This window comes from Guptibacillus sedimenti, assembly GCF_028610665.1.
In the GTDB taxonomy this organism is placed as follows: Bacteria; Bacillota; Bacilli; order Bacillales; family Guptibacillaceae; genus Guptibacillus; species Guptibacillus sedimenti.
The window spans coordinates 53,490-78,212 of sequence record NZ_JAQQWV010000002.1 but is presented as its reverse complement, the minus strand read 5'-3'; the positions used below and the strand labels follow the sequence as shown (position 1 = coordinate 78,212).

Sequence of the window (24,723 nt, the reverse complement as noted above, 5' to 3'; positions counted from 1 at the left end):
GTAATAATTAGCATCATCCGAATATGCTTTGTTTTCTTTTATCTCTTTATGAAAGTAATCTTCAAACGTTTGTGGTTCAGAACACCCTACTAATAATGACAATCCTATAGAAAACACTAGAAATAACTTTTTGTGAATACGTCTCCTCTCTTCAGTCTTACTGGTTATACATATTATTAATTTGATAGATATTTAGAGAATAACCATTGTCCTGTATGCCATATGTACGTGGAAGTTCTTTAACTGCCATCACTGCCTGCAAATCTCCTCGCGAAGCATAAAGGTTCATTACCCACACAAATATCCCGAACCAAATTCCCGTTCCAGAAATGAAAAGACTTAGTACAATGGAACTAGCTCCAAGAACGAACATTGGCGCCATGGTAATAATGAGATAAGCCTCTTTACTAAAGATTGCTTCACTTTTAGCAAAAATAAACGGTCCACTAATTCCATACTGGGCACTTATCCCACTATAATACTTCATCAAAATCCCATGGATGAATTCATGTAAGACAATATACACAAAAATTAATAACGGGAAAGTCAGAATTAATAGCGGTAACTGTTTGATTAAATGAATCAATTGCATTAAGGAAACAAAATATTGTCCTACCAGGATACTAATAAGACTTAGGATAACAATACTTATATTTAAAACCTTAGGAATTTTGAGTTCTTCCCAATCAAGCTTCTTAATTTCTTGATTATAATAAGATGGAATCAAAGCTTTGCTCCTTTTTACAAGATCGAAAAAATATTCTGTTTCAAAATTTTTTATGACCCGCATTTGATCTTTGGAATAATGGACATTCCGACCGTTATCCCTATGCATAATCCTATTACTAGCCCCACAATTGTATCTTCAACGATCGGAATAAAGATAAAATAGCCAATCGTTAAACCTAATGCAATAAACATAACCATTAATGTAAGTTTCAGAGTTATTCCATCTATCGCGCTCCTTTTCGTCTAATGACTAGTAATAATTGATTTTTAGTCATCTATGGTTACGATCTACATAACAAAAAGGTTTCCCACAAAATCTATACAGCCACTCTACTAGACTATTTCCGTCACTTTGCTCAGTTGTGTTCGGATTGGTTAATCACAATCGAAAGTTTGTAATTCACGTGAGCATTCAATCGAATAAGAAACTCATCCAGCTCTTTATTAGAAGGAAAGCGGCATTCTAGTAAATAACAACCATCGCCGCTGATTTTATAGTTATTCAGAACATATTCGCCTTCCACTTCTAGAAAAGAAAGGTAAGGTTGATGGTGAATATTTCTAGTATAAACGTTGATAAAACAATGCACGCCATACCCCATTTTCACCTGATCAACCTTAATTGTATAACCTTTTAAAATCCCTTCTTCTTCTAATCGAACGACCCTAGATGAAGCCGCCTGACCCGTTAAATGTACTTTTTCACCAAGCTCTTTCATCGTCATACGTCCATTCTTCGTTAGCTCTTTTACAATTCTCCTATCCGTACTGTCTAACATGCGACCATTTCCTTTCACATTTCAAGTATAATCCCGAAAACACTTGATTTTATGCCTGTATTTCCTCTTATCATTTATATTATCCTATAGATGAAGCAGATCAAAGGGAGGAACGCAACATGAATATTCACTTAATTCGTAACGCTACGCTCATTTTTAAATATGCAGACAAAAAGTTTTTAATCGATCCATTCCTATCCGAAAAAGGAGCAATGCCCCCTTTCCCAAATACCGCAAATCAGCATCTCTCCAACCCGACTGTCGGATTATCAACGTCGATCAACGAAATCATTGATGTAGACGCAGTCATTGTTACTCATCTTCACCCTGACCATTTCGATGAAAAGGCAAAAGATCATCTTCCAAAAGAGATCACCATCTTTGCTCAAAACCAGGAAGATGCAGAAGTGATAAAAGAAGAAGGATTTCAGAACGTCGTTTCCCTTGAGAAAGAATCCTCCTTTGCAAATGTTACGTTATCGCGGACAGACGGAAAACACGGAGAAGGCAAAATCTTAAAACAAACGGGAAAAGTATCCGGCATCGTATTTTCTCATCCCCAAGAAAAAACGTTATATGTCGCTGGAGATACTCTTTTTAACGAAGACGTCCAAGATGCGATTGAGAAACATCAACCAGAAGTGATCGTGGTAAATGCTGGGGCTGCTCAATTTCTTGAAGGTGGTCCAATTACAATGACAAAAGAAAATGTGGTGGAAACTTCTCAAGAAGCGCCAGAGGCAACGATCATTGCCGTGCATATGGAGTCACTCAATCACTGCCTGTTAACACGGGACGAATTAAAGCAATTCATCAAAGAAAAAGATCTTCTTAATAAAGTTCTCATTCCTGACGACGGTCAAACCCTGTCATTTTAAAGCATAAACCCGCAGCATATTGCGGGTTTATTTCTTTTCTTTGCTCCTAAATGACTCCTATCTGAAAAATCCATTACATATTCGAACAATCCATTTCATAAGCATAGAGATGTATCAAATTCGCTTAGGGAGGGGATTGCGATGTCTGAAAAAAATTCAACGAAGGAAGATAACATCGTAAAGAAGACATCTAAAGCCGCAAGTGATCTTGTGAATAAATCCGCTGACACAGCGAACGATATTGTAAAGTCCGTTAGCGGAGAAGGCGGTCTTGTTGGGAAAGCCGCTGATGCGTCAACAGACTTTGTCAAAAATGTAAGTAAAACAGGGAATAAAGTGGTTGGGAAATCTGTGGACACAGCTTCAAACGTTTTGAAAGGCGCTTCTAAAAAGGTTTTTGGAAAGAAAAAAGAGAAAGAGTAGGTATCAATACGAAAAGGACTCCGAAATCGGAGTCCTTTCTGCTTATCTCGCTACTCACCGGAGAGTTAGCTTAATTTTGTCGCAATTTCCTTCGCCACGATTGTTGTGGATTGAGGATTTTGACCAGTAATCAAATTTCCATCTACTTGCATATGCTCTGACCAGTTCTCTTTCGTCACAACATTAGCCCCTAGTTCTCGAAGTCGAGATTCAAGCAAGAAAGGCATATATTGATCAAGAGTTGTTTCTCTTTCTTCGTCGTCTGTAAACGCCGTAATGGTTTTCCCTGAAACTAATGGCGTACCATCTGAAAGGGTAACACCAACAAGTCCAGCAGGACCATGGCAGACTGAAGCAACAATTTTGTTTGATTCATAAAACTCACGAATTAAGTGTTGAAGCTTATCATTTTCTGGTAAATCAAACATTGTGCCATGTCCACCAGGCATGAAGATCGCATCAAACGTAGATGCCCCAACAATTTTTTCAAGCTTTTCTGTATCTTCAAGGTGTTTCGCAGTATCCAGAATTTCTTGAGGGGTTTCTCCACCTTCTAGACTGCGTTCATCCACTGGCGCTTTTCCACCTAGAGGACTTGCCACCGTGATTTGATAACCACGCTTTTCAAATTCGATATAGGCTTCCCCAAACTCCGATAACCATAAACCTGTTTTATGTCCTTCATTCATTGTATCTGCGGTTGTAACAACCATTAATATACGTTTGCTCATGACTGTTCCTCCTACTGTAATTATTACTTTTACAGTTAAGATCATAAGCTGTTCTTAAAGGGAAATCAAACAAAATGACTTCTAGAAATAAAAAATTACATAAAACTCCGCCTTTACAGGAAAGTTAATCAACAAAAAGGCAAGGTGAGTAAAGTGAAAAAAATAACAATTGTTGCGATCATCAGCTTTATTTTCTTCAATATCAATCTTCTTGAAGCAAATGCAGAAGCACCTCCAGAAGACTATGGTGCAAAAGGAGCATTACAAGACTCTTCTATTACACTTGAAGAAGCATTAACGTATGCATTAGAAGATGAATACCTTGCTCAGGCGCGATACGATGACATTATTAAAGAATTTGGCGAGATTAGACCCTTTACGCAAATAAAAGTAGCAGAACAAAGGCACATCACTGCGCTTCTTCCCTTATTTACAAGGTATAACATTAACGTTCCAGAAAATAATGCTAGTCAGTATACAACCACTCCAAAAACGCTAAAAGAAGCTTTCGAAGCTGGTGTACAAGGAGAAATCGATAACATCGCCATGTATGAGAAATTAGCCGATCTACCTGACCTCCCACAAGATGTACGAAGTGTAATGACCAGGCTAGGAGACGCATCCAAAAACCACCTTGCTGCATTTAAGAAAGGGTTAACTCAGTACCAATGAAGACAAGACCCCTACCGTATAGTAGGGGTCTTGTTCTATTCAAATGTACCTTTTACAAGACACTCTTGTCCTTCAACCATCTTACAACCTCTCGCAAAAACAGTATCAATTTGAAAATCCGAGTCAACGATCACAAGGTCCGCATCTTTCTCCACCGCAATCTCACCTTTTTGACTTAACTTCAATAGCGATGCCGGATTTTTCGTTATCACTTTAATAGCATCCGAAATCGGTACGCCATCTTCAACAATGGCATCTCGCACTTCTTTATAAAGTGAAGCCACTGAACCGATTTGTAGCCCTTCAAACTCTCCCGAAGCATTAAAAGCAGGTAAACTTGCTTGTCCGTCTGATGTAAACGTAATCCGCTCAACCGGAACACCAGCCTCAAGAGCACGCTTCAATCCCGTACTGCATTTCACTTCGCCTTGTTCAAGAAATTGTGGAATGGTGCTTGTCGTGAAATCAATGTTCCCGCCTTTTTTCCCATAAGCGACCCCGGCTTCGAAAAGTTCCTCTGTCCGATTGATATGCGTTGGGTGAAACGTCTTAATCGGGATATCCGTCGTCTCCACGACTTGCTCGAGTAACGATAGTTTAGACGGACTGTCCCCGAGGTGAATATTGACGATACCAGCCTTTCCCGAAAGCATTCCACCGATTCTTGCAGCGGAAGCAATCTTCGCCATTTCCTCTACTGTTGGCTGAGAAGAACGATGATCACTAATCGCAATCTCTCCCGCTCCGATCACGCGATCTATCAAGATAATGTCATCCTCAATTTTTCCAGTTAACGTTTTTACCGGTACTTGATAACTTCCTGTATGCACATAGCACGTAATACCTTCTTCTTCTAGTCCTCGCGCTTTCGCAATGAGGTCAGGCATTGTACGCGTTGTGCCATCTGTTCCAATCACTCCAACAATCGTCGTTACCCCAGCACTCGTCGCTTTCGATAACGTTAATTCCGGTGTTCTTGTTCGATAGCTCCCTTCACCGCCACCACCTGTAATGTGAACGTGAGAATCAATGAATCCCGGAAAGATGATCTTTCCATTCGCATCAATTACCTCATGCGGAATCTGATCAGGTAGTTTAATTTCATCCTCAATCATCGCGATTTTATCAAACGCGATTAGTATATCTTTCTTACCGATATGATCCGGCGCATAAATCTCGGCATTTCTTATGACTGTAAACATTGTCTTTCCTCCAAACGGTTGTTACTGGAAGTTCATGAGCGAAGCTGTAATCACAAAGACAGACGCGAGAACAAACAGCAAGATTTGAAATTTAATAATAAATTTAAACCACGTACCCCAGTCCATTCTAGCTGCACCAAGTGTACCCATTAGCGCCGCTGATGTAGGTACAATAATATTTGTCAGCCCGTCCCCTAGCTGGAAAGCTAGAACAGCAACTTGGCGCGTAACCCCAGCAATATCAGAGAGCGGGGCCATGAGAGGCATTGTGAGTGCCGCTTGGCCACTTCCAGATACAACAAAGAAATTAAAGACAGACTGGAAGACAAACATAAACCACGCTGATAGTGCAGCTGGAAAATCATCAACTAAATTTCCTGCACTATATAACATTGTATTTAACACAGAAGGTTCACCAGCAGCATCGCCGCCAAGAATAATCACAATCCCTTTGGCCATCCCAACGATTAACGCAGCCGGCAGCAAATCTTTTGCACCGTCTGTAAAACCCTCTGCAATATCATTTACTGTCATGCCATTCAACTTAAAGATCACAGCAATTACACCAGCGACAATTCCTATTGTAAAGAACTGAGTCGCAATCTCCGGGATGTAATAAGCATGTTCAATGACACCCCATATAATCCAGCCAATTCCTGCTACAAGTGTGAGGACAACAAGTCCATGGCCAAGCGTAAATTTGCTAGCTAGGTCTTGATTCTGATTGTACTCCCTAAAGTAGCGATTCGCATCTGTACTAAGCGATTTCCTTGGATCCTTACGAACACCATTCGCATACCACATTGTGTACGCAATCCCTATAATCGTAAAAACTCCCCACATTACCATTCGGAATGGTGAGCCTGACAAAACTGGAATGCCGGATACTCCTTGAGCAATCGCTACGCTAAACGGGTTCATCCACGAAGTCGCAAATCCAATTTGTGTCGCAACATACGTTATCATTACCCCTGTAATAGCGTCATACCCGAGAGCTACGACAAGTGGTATGAGTATCATCGCAAAGGCAATCGCCTCTTCCCCCATACCAAAAACAGCTCCACCAAGCGAAAATAAAAAGAACATAATCGGAATAATAAGTACTTCTCGACCCTTTGTTTTATCAATAATGGAGAGAATTCCTTGATCAATCGCCTTTGTACGCATGATGATCCCAAATGCACCACCAATAATTAAGATAAAAGCGACAACCCCTACAGCAGATCCCCATTTATCACCTGATACTAGCCCTTCGAACACATAATTTAGAAAACCCGCTCCACCATAAGGCTCAAATAGTGAAACCCCTTCTCGGACCGCATCTCCACCATCGTCCGTTACATACTTGAAACTGTCCGGGACAAGAACCGTTTTCGTTTGCTCCTCTCCCTGCTGCACATATGTTACATCCTCCGTTTCAAACGTTCCTTTTGGAATAAAGTACGTTAAAGCAGCAGCAGCAAGTACGACAAAAAATACAATCACAAACGTATGAGGCATCTTCATTTCTTTTTTTCTCTTTTCTTTTTCCATACTTCCCCTTCTTTCCGTTTTAATCATCATTACCTACTCTATAGAGAAGCAAGTTTCATGCCAACTTGATGAATACTTGAATTGTCCGAAAAATCATTAAACAAAGATCGTAATTGGTTCTTTTAAGTTCTTATCGGTGTTACAATAAAACCAAAACATTAGAAAAGATGTGAACAACTTGGAGCGACCTACCTTAACGCTAATTGCTGGAAGTACCCAAACGAAAAAAATACTCTATGATCAATTGCATCAGTTGGCCGGCGATTACATCGTCGTAAGAGCTTTTGCGATTGACGAATCTTTACCACATCAACTTGAAGATCACGTTATCTTGTATTCTTCCGAAGCAACTAAAACGGAAGCTGCTACGATAAGTAACATCTCAGGAAAAGAATCCATTGTAGGCAAACGAACCATTCGCCATGACTATATTGATCGTCTCCTTACGATTCCACATGGCGAAAGAGTCTTAATGGTGAATGATGACGATCCGTCCACGGTTGATGTTATTGAATCACTCTACCAACTTGGCATTAACCACGTGACGTTTCTTCCATTTAAACGAGGACAAATGTTTTACGACAATATTCACGTAGCCGTTTCTCCTGGCGAAACGCACTTATGCCCATCTTATATCCCTCAAATCATTGATATCGGAGTAAGACCTTTTGATATGGCGACGATTATTAAAGTAATGGATTATTTTCAACTGGACGATTCCGTTTCTTCCAAAATTTCCGAGCGCTACATTCGAAGTATGATCGTCTTACACCGCAAGATTCTTGGTGCTGAAAAAGAGGCGCTTCAAACAACAGAACATTACCAAAACGTCGTTAATACCGTCGATGATGGCATTCTTGCCATCAATAAAGAAAGAGAGATTACCTTGTTTAACCACCGACTTGAGGCACTGTTCCAGATGCCAGCCAAAGATGTCATTGGTCGTGATCTTTCATATGTAGTAGATACCGATCTTCAAGATTTTATCATTAATGGATTAGAGGAAAATAAATTCGTTTCGATGAACGGGGTAGATGTTGTCGCCTTTCGTCAATCAATTCCGGAGGAACATACGACAGTTGTTACTTTTAAGAGCGTGAATCAGGCGTTTGAAATTGAAAAAACGGCACAGCGAGAGCAGCATAAGAAGGGATTCGCTGCAAAATATGACTTCGAAGATATTCTCGGTGAACACCCCCGCCTTCTTGAACGCGTACGTATCGCAAAAAAACTCGCCATTGCAGAGCACCCTGTTTTGATTAACGGAGAAACAGGCGTTGGTAAAGAACTTTTCGCACATGCGATGCACCGTAACTCTCTTCGAAAAAACGGACCGTTTATCGCGATTAATTGTAGCGCTTTGACGGAAAGTCTTTTAGAGAGTGAATTATTTGGTTATGAAGAAGGCACATTTACAGGAGCTCAACGCGGAGGAAAGAAAGGACTATTTGAGCTCGCAGATAACGGAACGATTTTCCTCGATGAGATTGGTGATATTAGTCCAACAGTCCAAGCCCACTTACTGCGCGTTCTTCAAGAAAAAGAAATTAGAAGGATTGGTGGTAGAAAAATTACGCCGATTAATGTAAGAGTCATTGCCGCTACAAATAAAAACCTTGAACAAAAAATTACAGAAGGTACGTTTCGCTCGGATTTATTTTACCGATTAAATGTCCTTCAACTTGCGATCCCTCCACTTCGTGAACGTTTGAGCGACATTCAATCACTCACAAACTATTTTGTTACAAAAAGCGGCACGTGGATGAAAGTGGACCCGCAAGTGATTGAAGCGTTTATGGCCCATCATTGGCCAGGAAATATTCGCGAGCTGAAAAGCATGATTGATTATGCGCTTGTGGTCGCAGGCGGCTCTACGATTACACTTGACGACCTCCCCCACCATCGCCTTGAACCTAAAAGCGAGAAGCAAACGTCGCTTCCAGTAAGCACCATCGACGCAAAGGATCATTTCGTCATATTACAAATGATGAAAAACCGAAATGATGAAGGCAAAACCGCAAGCCGAGATTTTCTTTCAAAGAAAAGCGCAACCTTATCACACCCACTCTCTCCTCAGCAGATCCGGTTACGTTTAAACGATCTTGAAAGCAAGGGATATGTGGTAAAAGGTCGTGGTCGTGCCGGAACACAAATTACATTAGAAGGCGAGCAGTATTTAACTCAGTTAAAGGCGCATCAAAAAAGCCGTTAGGGATATCCCTAACGGCTTTCGTTTTATCGAGCTGGAAAATGTGGTACAACTTCTTCTCCAAGCTCTTGAATGACTTCATCTGCAGGACGGTTGCTATCAAAGAGCGCAAAGAAGAGATGATTCACTCCAGCTTCTTTATAGATGTTAAGAAGCTCGATCAACACGTTCCGTCCAATCCGAAAACCAAGTCGAATCGGCGTTGGCTGCTCATTCGGATCTTCTGACAAATCAAGATGCATCGGCTGGCTGAATGGTTTAAACACACCAGGATGATATTTCTCTGAAAGCTCTCGCCAAGCCGCAATCGCTTCTCTTTGTTGCTCTGGGCCTCGAGGATAGTACATCCACCCATCGCCGTGTTCCGCAAACCATTCCATCGACTGCTGCGCAAATCCTGTAATAAATGTAGGTACTCTTTTCGTAGGTTTTGGTACAAGATTCGCTCCATGAATCGTTCCCTGTTCAGAGTGAATCGATGGGTACTCCTGGTATAAAGCTTCATTTAAATAGTGAAATGCCTCTACAAAATCATGACCTCGGTTAGCATGGGATGCATTTAATCCACGGAAATCAGATTGTCTGTCACCTGATGAAACACCGAGAAAGAGTCTTTCAGGGAAAAGCTGATCAATCGTTGCTACTTCCTTCGCTACTCTTAAAGGGTGGCGAAGCGGCAAAACAGCCGCTGCCGTCCCAAGCCCAATTTTCGTCGTTTTCGAAGCAAGATACGTTAAATAAATCATCATATCGTAAATTTGACCGGTGGCAGGATCACCAAATTGCGGATCTTTTAAAAGAACATCCCGCAACCATAGCGCTGTGAAACCATATTGTTCGGCTCCTTGAGCCAGCTCCACCTGTTTTTCCATCGTCGGTGTACTGAACTGATAATTCTCAAGTGGAATATGAAGACCAAGCGTTAGCTCACCTTCCTGATACGTTCTTTTATAGGCTTGATGTTTTTCAAATAAATTCATGATTAGAACCTCCTACGCTTTTCTTTCCATCGCACGAAGCCAACCTGTAAGAGCGACCGCTCCTACAACCATAATGCCGCCAATCCACGGCGTGTGAATTAACCCAATTGAATCAACGATGACCCCACCGACAAACGACCCAATCGCAATACCAACGTTAAATGCTGCGATATTAAGTGCGGATGCTACGTTTACCGCTGAAGGAACATACTTTTCAGCAAGGTTAACAACAAGTACTTGCAACCCAGGAACATTCATAAAGGCAAATAATCCCATAAAGAATATCGTAATAATGCCAGCTACTTTAAACGGAAGTGCAAATGTCATCACGAAAAGAATGATCGCTTGCAGGACAAACATCCAGAACAATGCTTTTAATGGGTTTTTATCCGACGCTTTACCGCCAATCATATTTCCGATTGCAACTGCCACACCATACACGAGTAAAATGACACTAACAAATTTCGCACTAAACCCTGTGACATCTTCAAGAAGCGGCGCTAAATACGTAAAGGCAACAAATGTACCACCGTAACCTAACGCTGTAATCGCAAAAGCTAATAGTAATTTTCCATTCGTTAAGATCTTTAATTGTTCACTAAATTTCGCTGGCGGAGCTTCTTTCAAATCTTTTGGAACGAGAATGGCACTCGCGATAATTCCAATGACACCTAGTAAGGCAACACCAAGAAATGTCGCTCTCCAACCAAATGCTTGTCCGATAAATGTACCTAGTGGAACACCAGTTACTGTAGCAACAGTTAATCCTGTAAACATAAAGGCAATCGCACTCGCCCGTTTATTTTCTGGAACGAGGTCTGCTGCAATCGTTGAACCGATTGAAAAGAAAATTCCGTGTGAAAAAGCGGTAATAAACCTGGCGACGAGTAATAAACCGAACGATGTAGAAATTCCCGCTACAAGGTTACCAATGATAAAGACGACCATTAAGGACATCAGGAGCGTTTTCCGATTCATTTTTCCAGTTAACGCTGTGAGAACTGGAGCACCAATGGCTACTCCAATGGCGTACCCTGATATCAGTAAGCCAGCCAATGTAATTGAAATCGATAAGTCATCTGCAATAGAAGAAAGAAGTCCAACCGGAACAAACTCGGTTGTTCCAATTCCAAATGCACTAATGGCAAGAGCTAAAAGCGCAAGCGTACCGCTTGATTTTTCTTTTGATTTTGACATTGTATGTGTTTGAGAACTCATAAAGCGAATTCCTCCTTGAATTTTTTTAGTGCCGAAACGACAGGGAGGCGCCTCCCTTTTCGGCGGTACAACTGATTATGCAACCTTCTAGACAATAATGGAAGTACGTACTTTTTTGTACCGCAGTACCCAAAAAGTACGATAGGAACTTTAAAGTACCCACCCTACTCATCCCCTTGCGAAAAAGAAGCAACAAGAACAAGCTGACTCTGATTATGCGCTCGTTTCTTCACTCTGAAAAGTACGCACTTTGCTGTAATATAGGCACCTATAAGTTCCTAATGGCTCAAATCAAGATCTGCACACCAAAAAACCTCCCACTAAAATTTAGTGGGAGGTTCTGAGTTCTTGTTCTATTCTTCTTTTAAATCAAACGCGTTTACATAGTCACCTGGAATTCCGGCTTCAATGTAACTTCTAACAAGCTTCCAATTTCCTTGGACTTCTTTACGAAAGGTATTAAAAAAGACATTTCCTGTTTCACTTTGTTTGCCATCTACTTCAATAGAAGCGAAAATAATCGCAAGCATTTCATTTCTTCGAAGCGGCGTAACAGCTAGTTTCTTTAAAATCCATGTCGATCCATCATTCTTAAAAGCTTTAAATGCTTGCTCCCAGCCTTCAATCGATTCCTCATAGCCAAAATCGTATAATTCAGATTGACTGGAGATCTCCCTTGCTTGATAAGAATCACTTATTTTAACCTTTATTTCATCTAACGAGGAGTTCTCCCAGCTCGCTAGAAATTCATCTAAAAATTCTTGAAATCCACTCATAGCAATCGCTCTCCTTTCTCTTTCATTTTCGAGCTCCGATCATCGAATTCCTTCTCTCTCTTTTCGCCTCCTTTACGCAATAGGAACAACCGTCAGAATATGTTATATTACATAAGAAGTGATATTGAAAGGACTAAATGACATAATGAGTAACCATAAAGAATTACAAGAAGAAATAAAGAAGAGACGAACCTTTGCGATCATCTCTCACCCCGATGCTGGTAAAACAACATTAACAGAGAAACTGTTGTTTTTAGGTGGACAGATTCGCTCAACTGGAACCGTTAAATCTCGAAAATCATCTAAGTATGCCACATCTGACTGGATGGAAATTGAGAAACAGCGTGGTATATCCGTTACTTCCAGTGTAATGAACTTTAACTACAAAGGTCATACCATTAATATTCTCGATACACCAGGACACGAAGATTTTAGTGAAGATACGTACCGTACCCTTCTTGCCGTTGACAGTGTTGTCATGATTATCGATGCTGCTAAAGGGGTCGAGTCACAAACAAAGAAGCTCTTTAAAGTTGTTAGTGAACACGGCATTCCGATTTTTACCTTCATTAATAAAATGGATCGGCAGGGTCGCGAACCGCTTGAGCTTCTTGAAGAAATTGAAGATGTTCTAGGCATTGAATCCTATCCAATGAACTGGCCAATTGGTATCGGTCAATCGTTCCAGGGTGTTTATGATCGCCATCAAAAAGCAGTTGAATTTTATGATACAGAAGGCGACAACAAACAGGCGATCCAAATTTCAGATCTTGATGATCCTGTTCTTAAAGAAAAAGCCGGTGAAGATCTCGTGAATCAGCTACAAGAAGACGTGATGCTACTTGACGAAGCTGGCGCAACATATAGCGAAGAAGCCCTGCAATCTGGTAAGCAAACGCCTGTGTTCTTCGGAAGTGCGATTTCAAGCTTTGGTGTGCCTACCTTCTTAAACCACTTTCTTGATCTAGCTCCTTCTCCAGCACCTCGTGAGAGCTCTGAAGGGGAAGTGAAGCCAGATGACGAAACGTTCTCAGGGTTTATCTTTAAAATTCAAGCAAACATGAATCCGGCGCACCGTGACCGCGTGGCATTCTTACGTATCGTGTCAGGTACATTTGAAAAAGGAATGGAAGCTTGGCTTGAGCGTACAGGAAAAAGCTTAAAACTATCACAAGGGCAACTTTTCTTCGCCTCCTCTCGAGGCAATGTAGAAAAAGCATACCCTGGTGATATTGTTGGACTCTATGATTCAGGAACGTATCAAATCGGTGACACACTTGTTGGTTCGAAAAACGTCTATTCCTTCGGTGCTCTACCAACTTTCCCACCAGAGCATTTCGCGAAGGTTCGTGCCCAAAAAGCGATGAAACAGAAGCATTTCTACAAAGGGGTACAGCAGCTTTCAGAAGAAGGTGCTATCCAAGTCTATCGTACCGCTCACTGGGATGAAATCGTCATTGGTGTAGTGGGACGTCTACAGTTTGAGATCTTTGAATATCGCATGAAAGGTGAATACAACGTCGATATTCAATTTGATACAATGCCGCATCAGCATGCAAGATGGATTGAAACGGATAATCCAGAAGAGAAAGTAGACAGCGTTCGTAATATGCTTGTTTATGATCAGCTTAAGCGTCCTGTTCTTCTGTTCCAAAACGACTTTGCGCTTAGATGGTTCCAGGATAAAAATCCAGATATTCCTCTAAGAGAATCAAGATAAACATACACAAAAGGAACGTGCATCTGCACGTTCCTTTTAGTTTGCAATCGTTTCTTCAGAACGAGAGCGGTGAACTCTTCCCCATTTTTCCATTTCTTGAAGCAATGGTTCAAGAGCATAACCGTATGAAGTTAAAGAATACTCGACTTTGGGCGGTACATCATTCGATTCTACTCGGTTAATTAACCCATCCTGCTCGAGTTCTTTGAGATGTTTAATTAACGTTTGATGAGGAATGCGTGGTATCGCCTTTTTTATCTCACTAAATCGAAGAGGCTCCTCCACTAATTCTAGCAGCAAAACAGCTTTCCACTTCCCACAGACTACATCAAGCGTCGTTTTCATATCCTCCACGGATCTGTTCAAATTCCCCCTGCACCTCCAGGTATATAGTAATATACTTCTTCACAAAAACGCTCATTGTAGTAAGATAGCATATAATAACCTTATTTTATCATAAGTTAACTACAAAGTTAGAGGGGAGTTTCTATGTCCGAAAACATTTCACACACTGTCCAATCTATAGGGCAATCCATCCTACAAAACATCGATCAAATCGCAGCAAACGCTCGGCATCATATCGAAATTTCCATCAAAGAACAGAGTCTTCCAAGCATTGTGCCTTACACATTTACCGAACAGATCATCGTACCATTAGGTGAATCGATTGAAGCTGGAGAAGTTTCGTATCCAACAGAGCAAATTTCAAGCTTTAAAGAAATGGATGCTATTCCCGCTTATTTGGATACGGTGTTAATGAGCATTTCAGTCGTTAAAAAATCGCTTCTTAGATATATAGAAGAGAATCAGCAAACTTTCTCGCTTACGGTTTCAGACATCATTATCATTACAAAAATCGTCGATCCATTGATTGATTATTTCATTCATCATTTTACCGAAAGCTATTTAACACAAAAAACAAATAGCCTTCGATCAGAATACTATCAAGATGATGCATTATCTGTACCAATTATTAAACTATCTTCTCGTGTAGCGATTTGCCCAATCATTGGGGAAATTGACGAAAAACGCGCAAATCTTATTCTTGAACGAACATTAATGGAATCTAGCGCAAAAAAGATTCGCTCTCTTATTCTTGATCTATCCGGTGTCGCAACACTTGATACAATGATGACCCAACACCTCTTTAAAATCGTTGATTCACTAGAAGTAATGGGTGTGGATATTATTGTAACTGGGGTTAGTTCTGAAGTTGCAATCGGCGTTGTCTCATTAGGACTTGATTTGCAATCCCTTACAATTAAACAGAATTTAGAAGGAGCTCTAAAATCTCTCGGAATGGTAGAAGGGTAGTTCATCTATTCCACTGATATGAGATACTGCACTCAAATTAAAACTACACTTCGGTGTGGTTTTTAATTTGCTTTAAAAAAAGTGTCCTCTTTCGTTTATCATTCAGGAAATTGCTCAAGCTGTTTTAGGAAATGAACGAACCGCTCTTCAATTTGCGCTTTCGTACCATAACGAATCACCTGTTCACGACGTAATGATTTTTCATTTATTAACTGATAATGAGTATAGGTCATCGTAACAAGTTTCAAGAAAACTTCAATGTGCAGGTTATCCCGCTTTGAACGGGATGCATAGGCTTCTATAAACCCTTCAGCGTTAGCTCTTAATTGTGGAAGTGATTGAAGATAATTCCCTTTCCGGTATCTAAGCGTGTTATGAAAAGAAGGAAAGAGATAATGGTAATTGAAAACGTGATTCGCAGCTAGCGAAACACCCGGAGAAAGAAGCGGATACGGATCAAGCACCTTAAGGCCACCTTCTGAAAAGATCAGGTTCTCAGGAGACGTATCTTGATTCGTAAACGTTATTTTTTCACCGCTTACGGAACGAGCAGAGATCAGTTCTCTTCCAACTGCTTCAACTCGTTGCTTATCAAAACTATAGCCGCTTGCAAGCAAAAGATTTAACTCCTCAACATACTCCCTCGTCTCTTCCATAACGAACTCTATTTGATCCATATCTAGCTCACCTTTTAACTTACCATTCTGATCAAACTTCAAGTACCCAATCCCATTATAGGGAGGTTCCATTGATTCTAGAGCGAGAAAAAAGTCTCCTATTTCCCTTCCATATCGACGTGATTGGTTTATTGTCAAATCACCAAGTTGATCAGATTTACCCAAGTACGATTCTAACGTATACGTTAATTCTGGTTGTACGAAAAATGTAAAGAACTCAGGACATACCCCTTCTTTTGCTCGATTAGCATGTTGATAAAAAGCTTTTGTTGCAGCATACTCTGTTGTTAACTCTTTTTGTTGGAAGTGGACCTCTTTCTCATAGGCCACTTTCTTAGGAATCCTGAGAACGAGCTGTTCCTTCTCCAGTAAAAAGGCAAAGTGCCAGGCACCTTCTCCCAAGAGATGGATTTCACCTTGATTCGATAAGGGACGTAACCCTTCATTTGCTAGTGCTTGATTCATCAGATCAATTTCTGAAACGTTTTGTGTAGCAAGGAACTCCATCTTTATGTATTCTCCTTTTCATTTCCGAGATAAATCGTCTCCAACCGCTCTTCATCCACCTGCAGTCTTTCAACTTTATAGGCATACGCTTCTTTTCGTGAACTTACGACCACCTTCATCGAATCGTCCACATAGTGAACAGCTGCTCCATCGTCGAGCGCTATTCCTGGTTGCATGTGACCTGAATCAATCAAATCATGATAGGCAGATCGTCGCTTATCTTCTCCATCAAAGTGAGGACAGCTACTCCCTGGTAGAAAGCCAAGACAATCCAGTGCGTGAAGCTCATCTCCAAATGAATCCGTGACCCCTTCTTCAAACCAGCAGATCGCCCCTGCGCTTATTCCGGCTAAAACAATGCCTTGCTCCCATGCTTTCTTCATCACTTGATCAAGTCCCCATTCTTTCCAGAGGACGAGGAGATTTTTTGTGTTTCCTCCCCCTACATACAGAATATCCTGACTTAACAAGAAGGCTTCGATATCTTTCACATGTGGTTTAAATAAGGACAGATGGGAAGGCACGCATATTTGCTTCTCAAAAAAGGTATAGAATTTTGTTATGTATCCATCTGCATCACCGCTAGCAGTCGGGATAAAACAGATTTTCGGTTGCTTGCTGATAGCTTGCTTTAAGATATAGCGATCCAATAGCGGGTTGTCGGGTTCCATTGAAAAACCTCCGCCACCCATCGCGATAATTTGCTTCAACTTCCTCATTCCTTCCATAGTCACCTTTCATTAAGAAATTCCCGACCTTCTTCTTTTTTCCTGCAAAAAAGCTGCGTCCCCCTGGAGGAACACAGCTTATTTATCTTATTACACCGCTTCTTTTTGTGTTTTTGCTCTTTTTCTTTTCGATAATACTTCTTTACTCGCTGCTCGATAGAAAGAATAACCCATCATTAGGACAACGACTGAAAATGGTAAAGCGGCAAGGATTAGCATATTTTGCAAGCCTTGCGTTCCACCGAAGTAGACGATGATTGCTGCCATGGCAGAAAGGGATAAGCCCCATACGATCTTAATCACCGCTGAAGGATCCAATGATCCTGATGTACTAAGCATCCCTAATACAAATGTTGCCGAATCCGCTGATGTAATAAAGAAAATCGCAATAACAAAAATCGTAATAAACGACATTAATGTACCAAGAGGGTACTCTTGTAAAACAGCAAATGTTGCCGTCTCTATCGAATAATCGGAAATCGTTGCAATTCCACTTTGTTGCAAGTCGAGAGCTGAGACTCCAAAGACCGCAAAGAAAATGAAGCAGACGATTGAAGGAACAAATAATACACCAAGCATAAATTCTTTTATCGTACGCCCCCTTGAAATTCTCGCAATAAAGATTCCAACGAAAGGGGACCATGAAATCCACCATGCCCAGTAAAAAATTGTCCAACTATCAACCCATGAGCGCTGATCGTTGTTGATCGGTTCAATATGAAAACTCATATCAAAAAAGTTCGAGATGTAACCACCTAAAGAGCCAGTAAACATATTCATAATATATAGCGTTGGTCCGACAATAAGGAGAAGAATCATAAGAGCAAAACCGAGAATCATATTAATATTACTTAAATATTTAATTCCTCTTTTTAACCCAGACCATGCCGAAGCAATAAACAACACGGTTGAAATCACGAGAATGAGCAGCTGAACTGAGAAGTTTGCTGGAGCATCAAATAAAAACTTCAGTCCTTGATTAATTTGTGCTGATCCGAAGCCAAGCGTTGCCGCAACACCTACAACTGTCGCAACAACAGCAAGCGTGTCGATCATGTTTCCTAGCGTTCCCTGCATTCGTTTTTCTCCAAACAAAGGGGTTAGTGTAGCACTAATTAATCCGGGATACCCTTTATGGAATTTAAAATAAGCGAGTACGAGCGCAACAAGGGCATAAACAGCCCAGGCGTGAACACCCCAGTGAAAAAAGGAATATTGAAGGGATTCAACAATCGCTTTATCCGTTCCTAATTCGCCACTTGGACTACTTTTGAAAGCATGAGAAATTGGCTCTGCCGTTGTCCAGAAAACCATTCCCATACCCATTCCTGCACTGAACAGCATCGCAAACCATGTTGGCAAGCTGAACTCCGGCTTGTCATCTTTGCCACCAAGTTTAATATCTTTAAATCTTGAAAAAATCAAGTATACACAAAAAACAAGAATCCCCATTATAATGAGGAGGTAATACCATCCAAATCGACTTGATATGAAAGCTGTAGCTGTGGACGTTACTGACTGTAAATGCTCTGGCCAGATCGCTCCCCATAATACAACTAACGTACAAACAATGAGACTATACCAAAAAACAAGCGTTGCATTTTTCATTAACTCACCTCTTAAATATTTAACTTCTTACGTATAACAAACGATGCCGGATAAATACATCGAGATCTCCTTTCACTTTTGCATCAATTTCGTCTACCGTTATGTAGAATTCGTTCAAAATTCTCTTTTCTTCTTTTACCCTAATCATCATCATTTAAGCTATAAATTTAAAAAGAATGAAAATTTATTTCAATCACTATTTCTTAATCCTATCTCTTCAAAACAGAGGGAATCTTCTTAAATAATGATTTATTTTTCCATATCTATCCCATCAATGATACGATACTATAGAGATAGCAGAGTTTTTACGTCGTTAAAAGAGAGGTGAATAAAGTGATTTTGTCAAATACTCCTACCTATACTTCGATCGAGGATGCTTCGAGAGATGTACTAGAGGTTATAAGTAAATTCGTTGGTGTTAATACATTCTTCATAGCAAAAAATGATAAAACCGCTGTCGATATCATTTCTTCTTTTAACAGAGATGAAATTATTCTCGAATCAGGTTTTGAAACCCTTTATCGAGATTCTTACTGACAATTCATTGTTAAAGGCGGTCGTGAACCCCTTATCATTGATGATTTAGCTACTCATAATTCAACAAAAGATTTGGAAGTAACTAAAAACCTTGGTGGTGGCTCGTTAATCGGAGCACCAATTTATTACCGAAATGGCGATAATTTCGGAACGCTTTGCGGACTTGATTTAAAACCCTTTCACTATACCCAGGATCACATCGACTTGTTTAAAGCGATGGCCAATCTGTTAGGTAATGTTCTTGAATTAGAACGAGCAAATACAGAAATAGAGTCTCTCTCTGTCCCTGTTGTTCCTATCTCAGAGGAAGTGGCCATTCTTCCAATTATTGGTGACGTGAATGAGATACGAACGGAACGATTAATGGAAAGAGCACTTGCTGAGAGTGCAAAGAATCAGCTTGACTACTTGATCTTCGACTTATCAGGGTTAACGAATATTCATACTGAAAGTGCAGCGAACTTGCTAAAGATTGGACAATCTCTTAAGTTAATCGGTGTTCAGATGATTGTAACGGGTATTCGTCCAGAACTTGCGATTAAAGCCGTTCAGGCGACGAGTGATTTCGATCAAATTGTAGTGAAATCTAACCTTCAACAGGCCTTAAATTGGATTGGATACAACCTTATTAAGCATTAAAAAGGACCGCCCGTAAGTAAAGGCGGTCCTTTTTGTCTATGATTCAATTTCAAATCCAAGATCCTCTATCATTTGGTGATCTGCTGTTGCATCCGCACCATCTGTTGTTAAGTAGTCACCAACAAAGATTGAGTTTGCAGCATAGAGACCCATCACTTGAAGTGAGCGAAGATTTACCTCTCGCCCCCCCGAAATTCGAATTTCCTTCGTCGGATTCATGAACCGAAAAAGGGCTAGTACTTTCAGACAGTAGCGTGGATTCAGTTCATCCATCTTTTCAAGCTTAGTCCCTGGTACAGAATAGAGAAAATTAACAGGAATAGAATCGGCATCTAGCTGACGAAGTTCATTTGCCATGTCATACACATCTTCATGCGTTTCCCCCATACCTATGATGCAACCAGAACAAGGTGAAATCCCAGATCTTTTCACATTTTCTACCGTATTTACACGATGATCATATGTATGCGTTGAGGTAACCTTCTCATGGTACCCCTTACTTGTATTAACATTATGATTATAGCGATCGACCCCTGCCTGTTTTAACCGCTCTGTTTGTTCTTCAGAAAGAATACCAAGACACGCACAAATCTTTAGCGGCATTTCTGACTTTATATGCTCGACGGCACTTATCACTTTATCTAGTTCTCGATTTGTTGCACCGCGTCCACTCATAACGATACAGTAAGTGCCAGCTTTACGATGCATCGCTTCTTTAGCTCCTTCAACTAATGTTTCTTGATCAAGTAAAGGATATTTGCTGACGCTTGTGTCCGCAAAAGCGGATTGAGCACAGTACCCACAATCTTCCGGACATAGCCCACTTTTTGCGTTGATAATCATATTTAACTTCACTTTCTTACCATAGTAGTGCTTTCGTACTCTAAAAGCCGCATGCATTAGGGGTAATAGCTGCTCGTCTGGTGATGATAAAATCGTTAAGGCCTGTTCTTTTGTTAATGTTTTCCCCTCTAGTGCTAAATCAGCAAAATGCTCCCAGCTCTCCACCGTATGTTCCATTACTTTTTGCATCATACGCCTCCTAGAAATAAGTTAACTGAAAATAAATATAAGTTAACATTAAACTATCACCAGGTTAACAAACTGTCAATAGTGTCGATAGAAGCGTCACCACTATACAAAAAAACCACACAATAATAACAGTGTGGTTTACCATGATTTCTACTAAGCCGGTGCTTGGTCAATCATGAAATAGTTTTCTTCTATTTGGTTCGATGGAACAGGCTTGCTGTAGTAATAACCCTGTATGCTATCACAGCCTTTTTGAGATAGAAATTCAGCTTGTTCAACCGTTTCAACCCCTTCAGCGATTACATGCAATTTCAATTGCTTGCTCATTGCAATAATGGCACTCGTAATTTGATCAGACTTCACATTTTGAGTCAGCTCATCAATAAAAGATTTATCAATTTTCACCTGATTAATCGAGAAGTCTTTTAAATAACTTAAAGAACTGTGACCTGTTCCAAAGTCATCGATTGATATACTAACTCCAAGGTCCCGGAGTGAAGTGATCATCCAAGACGAACGAGTTGAATTTTCCATTGTCATACTTTCGGTTACTTCAAGCTCGAGTAACGCTGGATCAAGCTTGTAACGGTCAAGCGTTTCTTTTACGGTTGTAATGAGTTCATCACTTTGAAATTGTTTAGGCGAAAGATTAACTGAAACGCGAAGGGAATGACCTTGATCGCTCCATTTCTTCGCTTGTTCACACGCCATATCGAGCACTTGACTTCCGAGCTCGACAATTAATCCTGTTTCTTCAGCTAGGGAAATAAAATCACCTGGGTACCTGAGTTCTCCCTCATTCACCTGCCAGCGCACAAGAGCCTCGACACCTGAGAGTGCGCCATCCTCACATTTCACCTGTGGTTGGTAATGTAAAATAAATTCCTGATTGAGCAGTGCGGTTCTTAACGAACTTTCTTCCACTAATCTTGATTCGCTTTTTTGCCCCATTGCTGTTGAATAGAATTGATATTTCTGACGGTTACGTCCCTTGGCTGAATACATCGCGATGTCCGCACGTTTCATTAAGGATTCCACATCGCTCCCATCAGCTGGCGTTACTGCAATCCCAATACTTGCTGAAGTCGATAGATCGTGTGAACCTACGCGAAACGGCTTCTCAAAAGCTTCAATAATTTGGTTCGCAAGTGCATCAGGATAGATGTCTTTAACACCATTGAGCACAATAACAAACTCATCTCCCCCAAGCCGAGAAAGGAAACCATAGGGGGACACAACAGACGCCAACCTCTCTGCTACTGCACAAAGGAACAGATCTCCTGTATTGTGACCAAGGGCATCATTGATCACTTTAAAGCGATCTAAATCAAGCATCATCACTGCCAGGTCAGCATGTTGATCACTTTTAAGGTGGCCCTCTAAGTGCTCGACAAATGACCGACGATTCGGTAAAGAAGTTAAGGCATCGTAGTAAGCCATCTGATGCGTTTGTCTCTCCGCCTTTTGTTGTCTCGTAATATCCTTAGTCATCGCATAAATCCGATCTAGTTTCTCATTTAAATAGATTGGAACAAACGTGACATTTAGCTCACTCACCTCTTTATCAAGCGTTACAATACTTGTGTTAAAACTGACCGCCTGCCTCGTTTTGTGAACTGTGAGAAAGTACTCTCGTACACGTTCAAGTTCCTTTTCTCCAAAGAAATCAATGGGGTCGATACGACTTAGCTGATTCCTTTTCACTTGAAACAACGCTTCTCCAGCAGGATTCAGCGAACGAATTCTGCCGTCTACTGTAAGTGTTAAAATCGCATCGATGCTATATGTTAAAAGAGAACGTAAACGGTAGTCATTTCCCTTTAACTCGGTTTCCTGTTTGATAAATTTACGTTCGGTGACAATACCGAAAATTAAAATAGTCTGTACACACAGCGTGCCAATGGCAATTACAATCGATAGGGCTGACGTATCTAATCCGTTCATAATGGGTTTATGATATTGCGCCATATAAAAGGTAGCAGCCTCTAGCCCAACATAATGCATGCCCGCGATCGCCATTCCCATCACACTTGCACTACCTAATTTCAACAAAATGATATGACGAATTTTCTTTGGTCTTGAGAGTGTAAAAGATAGTTTCAGCGCTCCAAAAGAAGCAACAATCGCGATTAAAGCTGATAAACTTAGTAGCCAGGGATTATAGGTGATTTCCACCATTTCCATCGCTTCCATCCCAATATAATGCATAGCGATAATAGCACCTGACATAAAAATCGTTGCAACAATGAGTCTTCTTATGGATAGTTGTTTTCCACCAATAGCCACAAGAGCGATCAATGAACCTAAGAATGCTGCTCCTATAGATAAGAAAACGAGCGGTATGTTGTAAGTCATCGGCATCTGCATAGAAAAAGCCAGCATACCGATAAAATGCATGGACCAGATTCCAATCCCCATCGTACCCGCTCCTCCAACAACCCATATCCACTTGCGTATCCCTTTAGCATAAGCTACGCGACCCGCAAGATCTAACGCGCTATATGATGCAAAAACGGCTATTATTAAAGACAGTAAAACGATCCACCAATTGTACTGTCCTGACATTTCAATCATGATTCTGTGCCTCCGACGTTAAAATCTGTTCAGTCTCTTTATCGGCATTAATGAAACAGAGGTTAAGTGTGCCCCCGAATACCAAGCTTTCTTTTCACTTCATGTAATAACGGTTGTGCTTTTGCCCTTGCTTTCTTTGCACCTTCTTCAAGGATGCAGTCAAGTTCATCCTTGTGAGACATATAGTAGCGGAACGTTTCGCGTGGTTCGGTAAGGAAATCATTCATTACGAGAAAAAGCTCTTTTTTCGCTTCACCCCACCCTATTCCTTCTTCAAATCTCTTTCTCATTTTAACCGTCTGTTCTTCACTTGCAAACTCCTTATACAGAGTAAAAACAGTCGAGTCGTTAGGATCTTTTGGATCCGTTGGTCCGGTTGAATCTGTTGTAATGCGATTGATTAACTTCTTAAGCTTAGACGGCTCTTCAAACAGTGGAATCGTATTATGATAACTTTTACTCATCTTTCTACCGTCCAGTCCAGGGAGCACAGATGTGTTTTCATCGACTATGTGATCCGGCATTGTAAATATTTCTCCAAATTGATGGTTAAAAGCTGATGCCAAATTACGTGCAATCTCTACGTGTTGGATTTGGTCTTTGCCTACAGGAACGTATTTGGATCGAAACAATAATATATCTGAAGCCATTAAGATCGGGTAAGTGAATAACCCCATATTCACTCCTTCGTCCTCTTCACGATCTTCCTTACGATTCTTATCGACAATGGCTTTATACGCATGAGCCCGATTCATCAAACCTTTAGGTGCAAAACAGGCCATAACCCATGATAGTTCAAAAATTTCAGGTACATCTGACTGGCGATAGAAAATAACTTTATCCGGATCGAGCCCGAGTGCAAGCCATGTGGCCGCAATCCCATATGATAATTCTTGCATCTGTTTCTGATCTCGAACTTTCGTTAATCCATGATAATCGGCAACAAAATAGACTGGGTCTAGTTCCTCATTACGTGCTTGCTCTAACGCAGGTTTAATGGCACCAATATAATTGCCTAAATGCACCCGTCCTGTTGGTTTAATTCCTGTTACGATCGTCTTCCGCATAAGATCCCCTCCATTTGAATACAACACAAAAAGGCCCCTCATCCTCTAAAAAAAGGACGAGAGACCCCGTGGTGCCACCTTTATTCGTTTACAGACGTAAACGCACTTATCCCCTACAGAAACCCATTTCGATAAGGTGTCTCTTGTATCGGTAAGACGCTCCGCCGAATCCTACTAAATTGTTCAGTTT

23 protein-coding genes and 1 other annotated feature (1 of these 24 cut by a window edge) are annotated in these 24,723 nt (G+C 40.7%); of the genes, 8 read left to right on the top strand and 15 right to left on the bottom strand.

What is annotated here, in order from left to right:
• Nucleotides 1–157 precede the first annotated feature (157 nt).
• Together PQ578_RS08620 and PQ578_RS08615 are read right to left on the bottom strand one after the other, a co-directional pair.
• Nucleotides 158–727, bottom strand: a complete 570-nt coding sequence (locus tag PQ578_RS08620; protein WP_273833512.1) for a DUF3267 domain-containing protein — start codon at nucleotides 725–727, stop codon at nucleotides 158–160.
• Nucleotides 728–1,085: 358 nt separating this feature from the next.
• Nucleotides 1,086–1,508, bottom strand: a complete 423-nt coding sequence (locus PQ578_RS08615) for an Lrp/AsnC family transcriptional regulator (protein ID WP_273833510.1) — start codon at nucleotides 1,506–1,508, stop codon at nucleotides 1,086–1,088.
• A gap of 119 nt (nucleotides 1,509–1,627) precedes the next feature.
• Here PQ578_RS08615 and PQ578_RS08610 point away from each other — a divergent pair, with 119 nt between their 5' ends.
• Together PQ578_RS08610 and PQ578_RS08605 are read left to right on the top strand one after the other, a co-directional pair.
• Nucleotides 1,628–2,386 (top strand): MBL fold metallo-hydrolase, encoded by a 759-nt coding sequence (locus PQ578_RS08610; RefSeq protein WP_273833508.1) that lies wholly within the window; start codon nucleotides 1,628–1,630, stop codon nucleotides 2,384–2,386.
• A 141-nt stretch (nucleotides 2,387–2,527) separates the two neighbouring features.
• Complete coding sequence (locus tag PQ578_RS08605; protein ID WP_273833507.1) at nucleotides 2,528–2,809, top strand: hypothetical protein; 282 nt, start codon at nucleotides 2,528–2,530, stop codon at nucleotides 2,807–2,809.
• 65 nt (nucleotides 2,810–2,874) lie between these two features.
• Here the strand turns inward: PQ578_RS08605 and PQ578_RS08600 are convergent, their stop codons facing one another.
• Nucleotides 2,875–3,540 carry a type 1 glutamine amidotransferase domain-containing protein gene (locus PQ578_RS08600; RefSeq protein WP_273833504.1) on the bottom strand — a complete coding sequence of 222 codons (666 nt, stop codon included), beginning with the start codon at nucleotides 3,538–3,540 and terminating at the stop codon, nucleotides 2,875–2,877.
• Between the two features lie 153 nt (nucleotides 3,541–3,693).
• Between PQ578_RS08600 and PQ578_RS08595 the strand changes: the two genes are divergently transcribed.
• Nucleotides 3,694–4,212, top strand: coding sequence for a ferritin-like domain-containing protein (locus PQ578_RS08595; RefSeq protein WP_273833502.1), 519 nt, complete (start codon nucleotides 3,694–3,696; stop codon nucleotides 4,210–4,212).
• A 35-nt stretch (nucleotides 4,213–4,247) separates the two neighbouring features.
• Here the strand turns inward: PQ578_RS08595 and iadA are convergent, their stop codons facing one another.
• Both iadA and yfcC read right to left on the bottom strand, forming a co-directional pair.
• Nucleotides 4,248–5,414 carry a beta-aspartyl-peptidase gene (iadA, locus tag PQ578_RS08590; RefSeq protein ID WP_273833500.1) on the bottom strand — a complete coding sequence of 389 codons (1,167 nt, stop codon included), beginning with the start codon at nucleotides 5,412–5,414 and terminating at the stop codon, nucleotides 4,248–4,250.
• Between the two features lie 21 nt (nucleotides 5,415–5,435).
• On the bottom strand, nucleotides 5,436–6,947 hold the full coding sequence (yfcC, locus tag PQ578_RS08585) for a putative basic amino acid antiporter YfcC (protein ID WP_273833498.1): 1,512 nt from the start codon (nucleotides 6,945–6,947) through the stop codon (nucleotides 5,436–5,438).
• Nucleotides 6,948–7,125: 178 nt separating this feature from the next.
• Here yfcC and PQ578_RS08580 point away from each other — a divergent pair, with 178 nt between their 5' ends.
• A complete protein-coding gene (locus PQ578_RS08580) occupies nucleotides 7,126–9,159 on the top strand; it encodes a sigma-54 interaction domain-containing protein (RefSeq protein ID WP_273833496.1) in 2,034 nt (677 codons plus the stop codon).
• 23 nt (nucleotides 9,160–9,182) lie between these two features.
• Here PQ578_RS08580 and PQ578_RS08575 read toward each other — a convergent pair whose 3' ends face one another.
• From PQ578_RS08575 to PQ578_RS08565, 3 genes are all read right to left on the bottom strand, one after another.
• Nucleotides 9,183–10,136, bottom strand: a complete 954-nt coding sequence (locus PQ578_RS08575) for an LLM class oxidoreductase (RefSeq protein ID WP_273833494.1) — start codon at nucleotides 10,134–10,136, stop codon at nucleotides 9,183–9,185.
• A gap of 12 nt (nucleotides 10,137–10,148) precedes the next feature.
• On the bottom strand, nucleotides 10,149–11,354 hold the full coding sequence (locus PQ578_RS08570) for an MFS transporter (protein WP_273833492.1): 1,206 nt from the start codon (nucleotides 11,352–11,354) through the stop codon (nucleotides 10,149–10,151).
• Between the two features lie 353 nt (nucleotides 11,355–11,707).
• The gene (locus PQ578_RS08565) at nucleotides 11,708–12,130 is read right to left on the bottom strand and encodes a flavoprotein (protein WP_273833490.1); all 423 of its coding nucleotides are present in this window, start codon (nucleotides 12,128–12,130) and stop codon (nucleotides 11,708–11,710) included.
• Nucleotides 12,131–12,275: 145 nt separating this feature from the next.
• Here PQ578_RS08565 and PQ578_RS08560 point away from each other — a divergent pair, with 145 nt between their 5' ends.
• Nucleotides 12,276–13,850 (top strand): peptide chain release factor 3, encoded by a 1,575-nt coding sequence (locus tag PQ578_RS08560; RefSeq protein WP_273833489.1) that lies wholly within the window; start codon nucleotides 12,276–12,278, stop codon nucleotides 13,848–13,850.
• A gap of 36 nt (nucleotides 13,851–13,886) precedes the next feature.
• Here PQ578_RS08560 and PQ578_RS08555 read toward each other — a convergent pair whose 3' ends face one another.
• Complete coding sequence (locus tag PQ578_RS08555) at nucleotides 13,887–14,216, bottom strand: winged helix-turn-helix transcriptional regulator (protein WP_237438673.1); 330 nt, start codon at nucleotides 14,214–14,216, stop codon at nucleotides 13,887–13,889.
• Nucleotides 14,217–14,339: 123 nt separating this feature from the next.
• On the opposite strand from PQ578_RS08555, the gene PQ578_RS08550 reads away from it, so the two are divergent.
• Nucleotides 14,340–15,164, top strand: a complete 825-nt coding sequence (locus PQ578_RS08550) for an STAS domain-containing protein (protein ID WP_273833486.1) — start codon at nucleotides 14,340–14,342, stop codon at nucleotides 15,162–15,164.
• Between the two features lie 98 nt (nucleotides 15,165–15,262).
• Here the strand turns inward: PQ578_RS08550 and PQ578_RS08545 are convergent, their stop codons facing one another.
• The 3 genes from PQ578_RS08545 to PQ578_RS08535 form a co-directional block, all read right to left on the bottom strand.
• A complete protein-coding gene (locus PQ578_RS08545; RefSeq protein WP_273833485.1) occupies nucleotides 15,263–16,348 on the bottom strand; it encodes an aminoglycoside phosphotransferase family protein in 1,086 nt (361 codons plus the stop codon).
• A gap of 2 nt (nucleotides 16,349–16,350) precedes the next feature.
• Nucleotides 16,351–17,058, bottom strand: coding sequence for a Type 1 glutamine amidotransferase-like domain-containing protein (locus PQ578_RS08540; protein ID WP_273833483.1), 708 nt, complete (start codon nucleotides 17,056–17,058; stop codon nucleotides 16,351–16,353).
• Nucleotides 17,059–17,166: 108 nt separating this feature from the next.
• Entirely contained in the window at nucleotides 17,167–18,684 is a 1,518-nt protein-coding gene (locus PQ578_RS08535; protein ID WP_273833481.1) for a BCCT family transporter, read from the bottom strand.
• A gap of 333 nt (nucleotides 18,685–19,017) precedes the next feature.
• Between PQ578_RS08535 and PQ578_RS08530 the strand changes: the two genes are divergently transcribed.
• Both PQ578_RS08530 and PQ578_RS08525 read left to right on the top strand, forming a co-directional pair.
• Nucleotides 19,018–19,221, top strand: a complete 204-nt coding sequence (locus PQ578_RS08530; protein WP_273833479.1) for a hypothetical protein — start codon at nucleotides 19,018–19,020, stop codon at nucleotides 19,219–19,221.
• 6 nt (nucleotides 19,222–19,227) lie between these two features.
• Nucleotides 19,228–19,860, top strand: a complete 633-nt coding sequence (locus PQ578_RS08525; RefSeq protein ID WP_337958021.1) for an STAS domain-containing protein — start codon at nucleotides 19,228–19,230, stop codon at nucleotides 19,858–19,860.
• A 36-nt stretch (nucleotides 19,861–19,896) separates the two neighbouring features.
• Here the strand turns inward: PQ578_RS08525 and bioB are convergent, their stop codons facing one another.
• The 3 genes from bioB to PQ578_RS08510 form a co-directional block, all read right to left on the bottom strand.
• Entirely contained in the window at nucleotides 19,897–20,892 is a 996-nt protein-coding gene (gene bioB, locus PQ578_RS08520) for a biotin synthase BioB (RefSeq protein WP_273833475.1), read from the bottom strand.
• A 153-nt stretch (nucleotides 20,893–21,045) separates the two neighbouring features.
• On the bottom strand, nucleotides 21,046–23,466 hold the full coding sequence (locus PQ578_RS08515) for an EAL domain-containing protein (RefSeq protein ID WP_273833473.1): 2,421 nt from the start codon (nucleotides 23,464–23,466) through the stop codon (nucleotides 21,046–21,048).
• 62 nt (nucleotides 23,467–23,528) lie between these two features.
• Entirely contained in the window at nucleotides 23,529–24,533 is a 1,005-nt protein-coding gene (locus PQ578_RS08510; protein WP_273833470.1) for a tryptophan--tRNA ligase, read from the bottom strand.
• Between the two features lie 49 nt (nucleotides 24,534–24,582).
• Nucleotides 24,583–24,723, bottom strand: a binding site (T-box leader) (it continues 104 nt past the right edge of the window).

Coding starts and splice junctions, on each gene's coding strand:
- PQ578_RS08615 (WP_273833510.1), bottom strand. CDS start 1,508: ATGTTAGACAGTACGGATAGGAGAATTGTAAAAGAGCTAACGAAGAAT.
- PQ578_RS08610 (WP_273833508.1), top strand. CDS start 1,628: ATGAATATTCACTTAATTCGTAACGCTACGCTCATTTTTAAATATGCA.
- PQ578_RS08600 (WP_273833504.1), bottom strand. CDS start 3,540: ATGAGCAAACGTATATTAATGGTTGTTACAACCGCAGATACAATGAAT.
- PQ578_RS08565 (WP_273833490.1), bottom strand. CDS start 12,130: ATGAGTGGATTTCAAGAATTTTTAGATGAATTTCTAGCGAGCTGGGAG.
- PQ578_RS08515 (WP_273833473.1), bottom strand. CDS start 23,466: ATGATTGAAATGTCAGGACAGTACAATTGGTGGATCGTTTTACTGTCT.
- yfcC (WP_273833498.1), bottom strand. CDS start 6,947: ATGGAAAAAGAAAAGAGAAAAAAAGAAATGAAGATGCCTCATACGTTT.
- PQ578_RS08605 (WP_273833507.1), top strand. CDS start 2,528: ATGTCTGAAAAAAATTCAACGAAGGAAGATAACATCGTAAAGAAGACA.
- PQ578_RS08570 (WP_273833492.1), bottom strand. CDS start 11,354: ATGAGTTCTCAAACACATACAATGTCAAAATCAAAAGAAAAATCAAGC.
- PQ578_RS08575 (WP_273833494.1), bottom strand. CDS start 10,136: ATGAATTTATTTGAAAAACATCAAGCCTATAAAAGAACGTATCAGGAA.
- PQ578_RS08510 (WP_273833470.1), bottom strand. CDS start 24,533: ATGCGGAAGACGATCGTAACAGGAATTAAACCAACAGGACGGGTGCAT.
- PQ578_RS08535 (WP_273833481.1), bottom strand. CDS start 18,684: ATGAAAAATGCAACGCTTGTTTTTTGGTATAGTCTCATTGTTTGTACG.
- PQ578_RS08550 (WP_273833486.1), top strand. CDS start 14,340: ATGTCCGAAAACATTTCACACACTGTCCAATCTATAGGGCAATCCATC.
- PQ578_RS08545 (WP_273833485.1), bottom strand. CDS start 16,348: ATGGAGTTCCTTGCTACACAAAACGTTTCAGAAATTGATCTGATGAAT.
- PQ578_RS08560 (WP_273833489.1), top strand. CDS start 12,276: ATGAGTAACCATAAAGAATTACAAGAAGAAATAAAGAAGAGACGAACC.
- bioB (WP_273833475.1), bottom strand. CDS start 20,892: ATGCAAAAAGTAATGGAACATACGGTGGAGAGCTGGGAGCATTTTGCT.
- iadA (WP_273833500.1), bottom strand. CDS start 5,414: ATGTTTACAGTCATAAGAAATGCCGAGATTTATGCGCCGGATCATATC.